11 protein-coding genes are annotated in these 10,702 nt (G+C 69.9%); 5 read left to right on the forward strand and 6 right to left on the reverse strand.

From position 1 onward, the window contains the following. Positions 1–60 precede the first annotated feature (60 nt). Positions 61–810 (reverse strand): acetoacetate decarboxylase, encoded by a 750-nt coding sequence (locus tag AB4Z01_RS28525; protein ID WP_441699430.1) that lies wholly within the window; start codon positions 808–810, stop codon positions 61–63. Positions 811–991: 181 nt separating this feature from the next. Between AB4Z01_RS28525 and AB4Z01_RS28530 the strand changes: the two genes are divergently transcribed. Then, positions 992–2,152, forward strand: coding sequence for a patatin-like phospholipase family protein (locus AB4Z01_RS28530; RefSeq protein WP_441699431.1), 1,161 nt, complete (start codon positions 992–994; stop codon positions 2,150–2,152). Between the two features lie 135 nt (positions 2,153–2,287). On the opposite strand, the gene AB4Z01_RS28535 is transcribed toward AB4Z01_RS28530, so the two are convergent. The 4 genes from AB4Z01_RS28535 to argH are packed head-to-tail and all read right to left on the reverse strand — an operon-like array spanning position 2,288 to position 6,267. After that, positions 2,288–3,118, reverse strand: coding sequence for an ABC transporter substrate-binding protein (locus tag AB4Z01_RS28535; RefSeq protein WP_441699433.1), 831 nt, complete (start codon positions 3,116–3,118; stop codon positions 2,288–2,290). Positions 3,119–3,150: 32 nt separating this feature from the next. Next, a complete protein-coding gene (locus AB4Z01_RS28540; protein WP_441699434.1) occupies positions 3,151–3,915 on the reverse strand; it encodes an amino acid ABC transporter ATP-binding protein in 765 nt (254 codons plus the stop codon). A 3-nt stretch (positions 3,916–3,918) separates the two neighbouring features. After that, positions 3,919–4,824 carry an amino acid ABC transporter permease gene (locus AB4Z01_RS28545; protein WP_441699435.1) on the reverse strand — a complete coding sequence of 302 codons (906 nt, stop codon included), beginning with the start codon at positions 4,822–4,824 and terminating at the stop codon, positions 3,919–3,921. Positions 4,825–4,842: 18 nt separating this feature from the next. Continuing rightward, positions 4,843–6,267 (reverse strand): argininosuccinate lyase, encoded by a 1,425-nt coding sequence (gene argH, locus AB4Z01_RS28550; protein WP_441699437.1) that lies wholly within the window; start codon positions 6,265–6,267, stop codon positions 4,843–4,845. 125 nt (positions 6,268–6,392) lie between these two features. Between argH and AB4Z01_RS28555 the strand changes: the two genes are divergently transcribed. From AB4Z01_RS28555 to AB4Z01_RS28565, 3 genes are all read left to right on the forward strand, one after another. Continuing rightward, positions 6,393–7,295 (forward strand): LysR substrate-binding domain-containing protein, encoded by a 903-nt coding sequence (locus AB4Z01_RS28555; protein WP_441699439.1) that lies wholly within the window; start codon positions 6,393–6,395, stop codon positions 7,293–7,295. 21 nt (positions 7,296–7,316) lie between these two features. Next, on the forward strand, positions 7,317–7,661 hold the full coding sequence (locus tag AB4Z01_RS28560; RefSeq protein ID WP_441699441.1) for a cupin domain-containing protein: 345 nt from the start codon (positions 7,317–7,319) through the stop codon (positions 7,659–7,661). 73 nt (positions 7,662–7,734) lie between these two features. After that, positions 7,735–8,994 carry a 3-phosphoshikimate 1-carboxyvinyltransferase gene (locus AB4Z01_RS28565; protein ID WP_441699442.1) on the forward strand — a complete coding sequence of 420 codons (1,260 nt, stop codon included), beginning with the start codon at positions 7,735–7,737 and terminating at the stop codon, positions 8,992–8,994. Here AB4Z01_RS28565 and AB4Z01_RS28570 read toward each other — a convergent pair. Further along, a complete protein-coding gene (locus tag AB4Z01_RS28570; protein WP_441699444.1) occupies positions 8,976–9,995 on the reverse strand; it encodes a DMT family transporter in 1,020 nt (339 codons plus the stop codon). The two genes, AB4Z01_RS28565 and AB4Z01_RS28570, sit on opposite strands and share 19 nt — an antisense overlap. 227 nt (positions 9,996–10,222) lie before the next feature. Between AB4Z01_RS28570 and AB4Z01_RS28575 the strand changes: the two genes are divergently transcribed. Continuing rightward, on the forward strand, positions 10,223–10,702 hold a 480-nt coding region (locus tag AB4Z01_RS28575), incomplete at its 3' end, for a hypothetical protein (RefSeq protein WP_441699446.1).

Here is a 10,702-nt window from a genome sequence, read left to right on the forward strand (position 1 = left end):
CGAAACGGATGCCATGACAACAGGATGACGGGCCGGATCGTGCCGGAGCGAGACGGCCGATCAGTCCGGCCGGTTGTAGTCGTACAGCACGCGGCCATAGGGCAGCGTCAGGTCGGCGATCAGGTGGTGGGCGCCGATCACCTTGCGCACCGGCAGGTCGGCCACCGGCGCGTTGACATGCGGCACCAGGTGCAGCCGCGCCGGTCCGATCCAGGACCCCTTCGGCGTGATGTCCGTCAGGTTGTAGGCGACCAGTTGGCACACCTCCGCCCGGCCGTCGACGCCCGGGATCAGCTTCAGGTTCACCTGGGTGCGCGACAGCGTCRCCATCGTCCGCTCGCCGTTGCCGGCCATGCTCTCATGCTTGTAGCCCATGGTGCCCATGGCCACGAGCTGGTCGGCATAGGACAGGGTGCCGGTCAGCGTGTCCTTGACGATCTGCAGCTTCGGATGGGCGTATTTCTTCGGGAAGCCCCAGATCTCGCGGCCGGCGGCGATCGGCGGGTCGTCRTCGAGATACATCTGGGCGACGAAGCTCATCTCCTCGCCGCGGAACTTGCAGGGGATGACCATGCCGGATTCGGTGTAGCTGCCGAAGCCCGAGCTGTCCGGCATCCGGATCCATTCGTAATGCACCACCGGCCGCTCCAGCGGCTCGAGCGGCTCCGGCAGCTGGTCGCGGATCACCTGCGGGTCGGTCTCGTAGGTGATGATCATGTATTCGCGGTTGACGAAGCGGTACGGCCCGGCCGGGTAGCTGGGCCCCGCCGCGGGCATGGACGGCAGCCGGAGGACGTCTTCGATGCGCATGAGCTCACCTCTCACCGAACGGCCGCGACCCGGCCGAGGCGGTTCATAGACAGCAAGCGCGGACGCTCCGGCGACAGTCTTTCGACAGTGATGTGACATCGCAGCGGGACCGCCGCGGCGTCATCAGCCCGTCATTCATCGCGGCCTATCGTGCCGGCTCCCGAGCAGGAGACCGGTTGCCATGGATGCGAAGAGCCCCGTTGCCCAGCCCGATGTGACCGCCCGCGGCTGGCGGCCGGACCGCTGCGACCGCGTCGCCCTGGTGCTGCAGGGCGGCGGCGCGCTGGGCGCCTACCAGGCCGGGGTGTACCAGGCGCTGCACGAGGCGGGGATCGAGCCGGACTGGGTCTCGGGCGTGTCGATCGGCGCCATCAACGCCGCCATCATCGCCGGCAACCCGCCGGAGCTGCGGCTGGAGCGGCTGCGCGCCTTCTGGGAGCGGATCACCGAGCGCAAGATCTGGCATTACACCCCGGATGGCGACCTGTTCCGGCAGATGCGCAACACCGCCAGCACCTGGATGACCATGGTGCAGGGCCAGCCCGGCTTCTTCTCGCCCCACGCCGCCAGCCCCTGGGCCGGCCTGGCCGGGGCCAAGAGCGCGACCAGCCACTACGACACCGCGCCGTTGCGCGAGACCCTGGCCGAGCTGGTGGATTTCGGGCGGATCAACGCCGGCCCGGTGCGCTTCGCGGTCGGGGCGGTCAACGTGCTGACCGGCAACTTCACCTATTTCGACAGCGCCGAGGAGGAGATCGGGCCCGATCATGTCATGGCCAGCGGCGCCCTGCCCCCGGCCCTGCCGATGGTCAAGATCGGCACCGACCACTACTGGGACGGTGGCATCGTCTCGAACACGCCCTTGCAGCACTTATTGGACCAGGATGGCGGGCTGAACACGCTGGTGTTCCAGGTCGATCTGTTCAGCGCCCGCGGGCAGCTGCCGCGCGACATGAACGACGTCATGGCCCGGCACAAGGACATCATGTATTCGTCGCGCACCCGCTACACCACCGACCTGTACAAGCGGCTGCACCTGTGGAAGACCCGGCTGGCCCAGGCGCTGGCGAAGGCGCCGGAGGAGGCGCTGACCGCCGAGGAGCGGCGGCTGCGCGACGAGCTGGCGCATCTGCCGGAGATCACCATCCTGCACCTGATCTACCAGCAGAAGGCCTATGAGGGCCACGCCAAGGACCACGAATTCTCGGGCACCTCGATGCGCGAGCACTGGCAGAGCGGCTACGAGGACACCAAGCGCACGCTGAAGCGCCGGCAATGGATGGAAATGCCGCCCGAAGGCGCCGGCATCGTCATCCACGATGTGCACAGGTTGGAGGACTGAGGGGGGCGGAGGGGTCATCCGGACGTAGGTTGGGTTCGCGGCAAGCGAACCCAACACCATGCAGCCTGAACGAGTGTTGGGTTCGCAGAGCGAACCCAACCTACGTCGTCTTTTTGTCGGCGGCGGCCCTGCCCCTCACATCCCCCGGTTCAGCGCCACGGGGAGCTTGTTCGCCTGCAGGCCGTATTTGGCCAGGATCTGGTCGTAGGTGCGGTCGGCCTGCAGCTTCTCGACCGCGGCCTTGACCGCGTCACGCAGCTGCGGCTCGGATTTCAGGACTGGGATGCCGACCAGGGATTCGGTGAAGGCCGCGCCGATCGGCACATAGGTGTTCGGCTCCAGCGTCTGGAAGTAGGGCAGCGTCTCGTTGCCCTGGGCCGCGGCCTGCAGTCGCTGGGTCTTCAGCTGGGTGCGGGCGTCGGCCGAGCCCTCGGTGCCGACCACGGTGATCGCCGGCTTGCCCTTGGCGACGCAATTGGCGTCGCTCCACTCGCCGATCTGCTGCGGCCAGTTGGTCGAGCGGCTGGCGCCCACCGTCTTGCCGCACAGGTCCTCGGTCGACTTGATCTGATCGGCCAGCGCCGTGATCGTGTAGAATTGCGCGCCGGACTTCATGTAGTCGACGAAATCGGCGGTCTCGCGCCGCGCCGGCGTGTCGCTCATCCCCGCCATCACCATGTCGATGCGGCCGGTCTGCAGCGACGGCAGCATCTGGGCGAAGGCGATCTCCTGGAACTCGGCCTCGACGCCCAGCTGCTTGGCGATCGCCTTGCCGAGGTCGATGTCGACGCCCTGCAGCTCGTTGGTCGCCGGGTCCTTGAAGATGATCGGCGGGTAGTTGTTGTTGGTGCCGATGATGATCTTGCCGGCCTGCTTGATCCGGTCGGGCACGGTCTGGGCCGAGGCGGAGGTGACGGCGAGCGCGGCAACGGCCGCCGTGGCGGCGAGCAGGGCGATACGATTCATAGAGGCCTCTCCTGTTGTTGGTTTTCCGCCGGTCACGACAGGACGGCGGCGATGAAGTCGCGGGTGCGCGGCTCGCGCGGGCTGCCCAGCACCTGCTGCGGCGGCCCGATCTCGACGATCCGGCCGCGGTCCATGAACACCACACGGCCGGCGACCTCGCGGGCGAAGCCCAGCTCATGCGTCACCACGATCATGGTCATGCCGCTGGCGGCCAGATCGCGCATCACCGCCAGCACCTCGCCCACCAGCTCGGGGTCGAGGGCCGAGGTCGGCTCGTCGAACAGCATCAGCTTCGGCTTCATCGCCAGGGCGCGGGCGATGGCGATGCGCTGCTGCTGGCCGCCGGACAGCTCGGCCGGATAGGCGTCGCGCTTGTCGGCCAGGCCGACGCGTTGCAGCAGGGCCATGGCCTCGGCCACCGCCTGCGCCTTCGGCCGCTTCTGCACCGTCACTGGCCCCTCGATGATGTTGCCCAGCACGGTCAGATGCGCGAACAGGTTGAAGCGCTGGAACACCATGCCGCTGGCCAGGCGCTGGCGCGCCACCTCGCGGTCGGTCAGGGCGTAGAGGGCGTCGCCCTCCCGCCGGAAGCCGGCAAGTTCGCCATCGACCCAGACCGCGCCGCCATCGACGCTTTCCAGCTGGTTGATGCAGCGCAGCAGCGTGCTCTTGCCCGAGCCGGACGGGCCGATGATGCACAGCACCTCGCCGCGCTCGACCTCCAGCGACACGCCCTGCAGCGCGTGCAGCGACCCGAAATGCTTGTCGACATCGGCGGCGACCACCATCGGCGGCATGGCTCAGGCCTCCTTGGGCTGGTCGATGACGACGGTCCGCTTGGCCCGGTTGTCGCCGCGGCCGCGGGCGAAGCGCTTCTCCAGGAAATGCTGGCCGATGCTGAGCACCGTGACCACCACCAGGTACCAGATCGCGGCGACGATCAGCAGCTCAATCACCCGGGCGTTGGCATAGTAGATGGTCTGGGCGTTGCGCAGCATCTCGGCGTATTGGATGACGCTGGCGACCGAGGTCAGCTTGACCATGCTGATCACCTCGTTGCCGATCGGCGGTATGATCACCCGCATCGCCTGCGGCAGCACGATCCGGCGCAGCGCCACCAGCCGGGTCATGCCGATGGCCTTGGCCGCTTCGGTCTGGCCGAGATCGACCGACAGGATGCCGCCGCGCACCACCTCGGCGGTGTAGGCGCCCTGGTTGATGCCGAGGCCCAGCAGCGTCGCCACGAAGGGCGTGATCAGGTCGACCGTCCGCCCTTCGAGCAGGCCGGGGATGCCGATGGTCGGGAACACCAGCGCCAGGTTGAACCACAGCAGCAGCTGCAGCAGCAGCGGCGTGCCGCGGAAGAACCAGATATAGCCGACCGCCACGGTCTTCAGCACCGGGTTGGGCGACATCACCATGATGGCGAAGACGACGCCGAGCGCGATGCCCAGCGCCATGGCGCAGACCGTCATCAGGATGGTGTTGGCCAGGCCCGACAGGATCGCCGGGGCTGTGAAGAACTGCCCGACCACCGGCCAGGCGATCTGGCCCTCGGCGAAGGCCTTCACGATCGCCGCCAGGGCCAGCAGGATCAGCGCCGCCGCGACCCAGCGGCCATAGTGCCGGCGCGGCACATGGCGCAGATGGGCGATCGAATAGGGCGAGGTGCCCGTCCCCATCGTTGTCGGTGTGGTGTCGGTCATGCGTTGCCCCCTGCCCGTTCAGCCGCGCGGGCCATCATAGGCCTGGGCCCAGCTGTCCTGCTCGACCAGAAGCTCGCGCAGCCGCGCCAGTTGCTCGCGCACCCGGTCCGGCGCGGTGCCGCCATGGCCGCTGCGGGCCGCGACCGCGGCCTCGGGCGTCAGGCAGGACCGGATCTCCGGCGCCAGCCGCGGGTCGACCGCCGCCAGATCGGCATCCGCCAGCTCCTCCAGCCCGATGCCACGATCCTCGCAGTGCCGGACCAGGGCGCCGGTGATCTCATGCGCCTCCGAGAACGGCACGCCGCGCCGCGCCAGCCAATCCGCCACCTCGGTCGCCAGGGTGAAGCCCTCGACCGACTGTCGCCGCAAAGTCTCGACGTTGACCTGCATCGTCCGCAGCATCCCGGCCATCGCCGGCAGCACGGCGTCGAGCGTGTCGACCGCCTCAAACGCCGCGCGCTTGTCCTCGGCCAGGTCGCGGTTATAGGCGAAGGGCAGGCCCTTCAACGCCGTCAGCATGGCCGTGAGCCCGCCGATCAGCCGGGCGGCGCGGCCGCGGGTCAGCTCGGCGATGTCGGCGTTCTTCTTCTGCGGCATGATCGAGGAGCCGGTGGCGTAGGCATCGTCCAGCTCGACCCAGCGGAACTGGCGCGACGACCACAGGAACACCTCCTCCGCCAGCCGCGACAGATGCACCGACRGCATCGCGGCGACGAACAGGAACTCCGCCACATGGTCGCGGCTGCCGACCGCGTCGATCGAGTTCTCGCAGGGGCCGTCATAGCCCAGCTCGGCCGCCGACAGGTCGGGCCTGAGGGCGATGGCGGAGCCGGCCAGCGCGGCGGCACCGAGCGGTGAGCGGGCGCTGCGCCGGTCCCAGTCCTGCAGCCGCTCGACGTCGCGGGCGAAGGTCTGGGCGTGGGCCAGCAGCTGGTGCGCGAAGGTGACCGGCTGGGCCGGCTGCAGATGGGTGAAGCCCGGCGCCAGCGTCGCCACATGCGCCTCGGCTTGCCCGACCAGCGCCTGCTGCAGCCGCATGACATGGCCGGCGAGGCGGCGGGCAACGTCGCGCAGATACAGCTTCAGGTCGTTGGCGGCCTGGTCGTTGCGCGACCGGCCGGCCCGCAGCTTGCCGCCGAGCGGGCCGAGCCGCTCGGTCAGCACGCGCTCGAGGAAGGTGTGGACGTCCTCGTCGCCATCGTTCGGGCGGACCGTGCCGGCGGCGGTGTCGCGCCCCAGCCCGGCCAGGGCGGCGGCGACCGTCTCGCCCTCGGCCGCGGTCAGGATGTCGGCCCGCACCAGCTCGCGCGCATGGGCGGCCGAGGCGGCGAGGTCGTAGGGCGCGAGGCGGAAATGGCTGGGGTCGGAGCGCGACAGGGCCATCAGCTCCGGCGCGGGCGCAGCGCGGAAGCGGGCGCCCCAGAGACGGGTCGGTTCGGTCATGCTCGGCTCCCTGTTCGGCAGGGATGCTGTCAAGCCGGCCGGCACGCCACAATGGAAATGATTTCCCCACGATAGTCCGGAATGGAATATCGTGCGCGCCAGTCCGAATGGTCATAGCCGGAGAGATGCCGCAGATCCCCCTGCCCTCCACCACCGCGCTTCGGGTGCTGGCCGCACTGGTCGAGCACGGCTCGGCCTCGGAGGCGGCGAAGAGCGTGCATCTGACCCAGAGTGCGGTCAGCAAGCAGCTGCGCAGCCTGGAGGAGATCGCCGGCATGGCCCTGTTCGCCCGCACCGGCCGGGGCTTGGTCCCGACCGAGGCCGGGCGGATCTACGTCGCCCAGGCCCGGATCGCGCTGGGGGCGCTGGAGACCGCGGCCGGGCGGATCGCGGCGCTGCGCGGGTCGCCCAACGCCATCCGGCTGCATGTCCTGCCGATCCTGGGCGACCGCTGGCTGGTGCCGCGGCTGTCGCTGCTGGCCAGGGCGCAGCCGGAGCTGGAGGTGCAGTTCACCACCCAGGCCACCGGCGACACGGTCGAGGAGGCCGACGGCGTGTTCCGCTTCGGCGAGGGCGACTGGCCGGGCCAGCAGGCGGAGTACCTGTTCGGCCGCAACGTCGCGCTGGTCGGGGCCCCGGCGCTGCTGACCCGGATGGGCGGCATCGCCGGGGCCGAGGATGTGCGCCGCTACACCGTGCTGGACCACCGCCACACGCCGCTGCGCTGGAGCGAGTTCGCCGAGGCGCAGGGCTTGGCCGGCTTCACCCCGGCCCATATGGTGCATTTCGGCTTCTACGCGCTGGTGATCCGCGCCGCGATCGGCGGCCAGGGCCTGGCCCTGGTGCCGCGCTGCCTGATCGGCGAGGAATTGCTGACCGGTCGATTGGTCAATCCGGCAGGCCTGGGCTTCCACAGCCGCCACGGCTACTGGTTCACCGTGGCGTCGGACCGGGCACCGCGCCCCGGCCTGATCGCCTTCCGCGACTGGCTGTTGGGCGAGGCCCGGACGCTGGGGCCGGAGATGTAAGACACGAAGGGAGAGACCGCCATGAAGCCCGTCATCGACCGCCAGGCCTGGGCCGAGGATCCGGATCGCTGGCACGGCGAGATCCAGCTCGGGAAATACGGCGCCGGGGTCTCGGTGATCTTCTTCGACCGGGCCGAGCCCGGCGGTGGGCCGAAGCTGCACCGCCACCCCTACCCCGAGACCTTCATCATCCGCGCCGGCCGCGTCCTGTTCACCCTGGGCGCCCAGGAGATCCTGGCCGAGGCCGGGCAGATCGTGGTGGTGCCGCCCAACACGCCGCACAAATTCACCAATCCCGGCCCCGGCCCGTTGCAGACCATCGACATCCATGAGAACGGCACCTTCATCACCGAATGGCTCGAATGAGCCGATCGCGCTGGTTGAAGGCCGCGCAGGCCGCTAGGACAGGATGATGACCCGAGAGAGTTGGACGACCGGCATGGATGCGCGCGCAAACGGTTTGACGATCAAGGCGCCGGGCCGGCCGCTGACCGGCCGGGTGACCCCGCCCGGATCGAAGTCGATCACCAACCGCGTCCTGCTGCTGGCGGCGCTGGCCCGCGGCACCAGCCGCCTGACCGGCGCGCTGAAAAGCGACGACACCAAGCTGATGGCCGCCGCCCTGCGCGCCATGGGCGTGACGGTCGAGGAGCCGGACGACACCAGCTTCACGGTCACCGGCACCGGCCGGCTGCTGGCCCCGGCCGGGCCGCTGTTCCTGGGCAACGCCGGCACCGCCACGCGCTTTCTGACCGCCGCCGTGACCATGGTCGACGGCACCGTGGTGGTGGATGGCGACGCGCATATGCGCAAGCGGCCGATCGGCCCGCTGGTGCAGGCCCTGCGCTCGCTCGGCATCGACATCGCCGACAGCAACGGCTATCCGCCGGTGACGGTGCGCGGCCACGGGCCCTTCGCGCCCGGCAGGGTCGAGATCGATGGCGGCCTGTCCAGCCAGTACATCTCCGCCCTGCTGATGGCTGCGGCCTACGGCACCGGGCCGGTCGAGGTGGCGCTGACCGGCAGCGAGATCGGCGCCCGCGGCTATGTCGACCTGACCGTGGCGGCGATGCGGGCTTTCGGCGCCGAGGTCGAGCAGGTCGACGAGGCCACCTGGCGGGTGCAGCCGACCGGCTACCGCGCCGCCGACCATGTGATCGAGCCCGATGCCTCGGCCGCGACCTATCTGTGGGGCGCCGAGGTGCTGACCGGCGGCGCCATCGACCTGGGCGTGCCCGCCTTCACCCAGCCCGATGCCAAGGCCCAGGCGCTGATCGCCCGGTTCCCGCATTTGCCGGCCGTGATCGACGGGTCGCAGATGCAGGACGCGGTGCCGACCCTGGCGGTGCTGGCGGCGTTCAACCAGACGCCGGTGCGCTTCACCGGCATCGCCAATCTGCGGGTCAAGGAATGCGACCGGGTCGTCGCGCTGGCGACCGAGCTGTCGCGCATCCGCCCCGGCCTGGGCCGCGAGGAGGGCGACGACCTGATCGTCGCCTCCGACCCCGCTTTGGCCGGCCAGACCCTGCCGACCCGGATCGAGACCTATGCCGACCACCGCATCGCCATGAGCTTCGCTTTGGCCGGGCTGAAGATCGGCGGCATCACCATCCTCGACCCCGGCTGCGTGGCGAAGACCTATCCCGGCTATTGGGATGCCCTGGCCTCGCTCGGCGTCACTTACGACGAGGTGGCCTGACCGAACGATCGGTCAATCGCGCGCCACAGCTTCGCGAACAGCCTCCCGTCGATCGCGATCAAGCCAAGCGCGATCAATGCCATGCCCATCCACGCCCGACCGGACAGAACCTCGCCCAGCACCAGGTGGCCGAGCAGCATCGCGCTGGGCGGGATCAGCAGCGTCACCAGCACCGTGTTGGTGGCGCCGACCCGGGCCAGCAGCTTGAAATAGAGGACATAGGCCAGCGAGGTGCTGAGCAGCGCCAGCCCGACCAGCGACAGCACGGTCGTGCCGCTCGGCATCGGCACGGTCCAGGGCCGGTCGACCAGGCAGACGATGGGCAGCATCATCAGGCTGGTGGCGCTGACCTGGCCGGTGGCGGTGACCATCGGCGGCAGGCCGCGGAAGCGGCGGCCGAAGATGCCGGCGAAGGCGTAGGACAAGGCGGCGCCGAGGATCGCGATCTCCGCCGTCACCTCGCCACCGAGCCCGCCCAGAACCTGCGGCCCGATCAGCACCACCACCCCGGCGAGGCCGAGCAGCACCCCGGCCAGCCGCTTCGGCGTGATCTTCTCGTCGGCGGTCAGGACATGCGCGACCAGCACGGTGAACAAGGGCGTGGTGGCGTTGAGGATGGCGGCGAGGCCGCTGCCGATCCGGGTCTGGCCCCAGACGATCAGGCAGAACGGGATCAGGTTGTTCAGCATCCCCATGCCGAAGAAGGCGGCCCAGATGCCGCGGTCGCGCGGCAGGGCCTGGCCGGCCAGCCACAGCACCGGCAGCAGCGCCGCGGCCGCCAGCCCGACCCGGACGAGGACGATGGTCAGCGGCGGCAGCTCGGCCACCGCCACCTTAGAGAAGAAGAAGGAGCCGCCCCAGACGATCGACAGGGCGATCAGCAGCAGCCAGTCGGCGATTCTCATCGCGGGTGGGGCTGCGGGTTTGGTGGTGCTCATGCCCCTGTTCTGGCCGAGATACCGCGAGGCCGCCACCCGGTTCTTGCGGTGGAAAGCCGCCATGCGAGACCTTTCTAGAGCAGCGGCCTTTCCCTTTATCGTCATTCCCGCGAAAGCGGGAATCTCTTGCCGGTCGAAGCGTGACGAGATCCCCGCTTTCGCGGGGATGACGGGTTTTGGGAGGTTTTGAAAAAGGTCTCGCCGCGCAGGACTGGTCCGACAAAGCGTCACGGCACCGGCGGCATCGGATGGTCTAGCAAGGAGCACGGCCCGCCGCCCGGAGACCCGCCGTGATCGACCCGTTCTGGCTCCTGTTCGCCGCCAAGCTGGCGCTGGCCGCCGCGATCGTGGTCGCCGCCTCGCTGCTGGTCGAGCGCAGCGGGCCGGTACTTGGGGCGATGATCGCGACGCTGCCGATCTCGGTCGGGCCGGCCTATGTCTTCCTGGCGATGGAGCACGATGCCGCCTTCATCGCCGGCAGCGCCGTGGCCAGCCTGGCGGTCAACACCGCGACCGCGGTGTTCCTGACGCTGTATTCGCTGCTGGCCCGCTCGCGCAGCCTCGCCGTCAGCCTGCCGCTGGGGCTGCTGGGATGGGGCGCCACGGCGGCCGCGGTCTCCCGGGTCGACTGGACTCTGCCCGGTGCGGTGGCGCTGAACCTGATCGTCTTCGCCGCCTGCCTGCCGATCGCGCTGCGGCGCCTGGCGGCGACCCCGCCGGTGCGGGCCGCCGGCCGGCGCTGGGACATCCCGGCGCGGGCGGCCGCGGTC

Source organism: Inquilinus sp. YAF38 (genome assembly GCF_052113205.1).
Lineage (GTDB): Bacteria > Pseudomonadota > Alphaproteobacteria > DSM-16000 > Inquilinaceae > Inquilinus.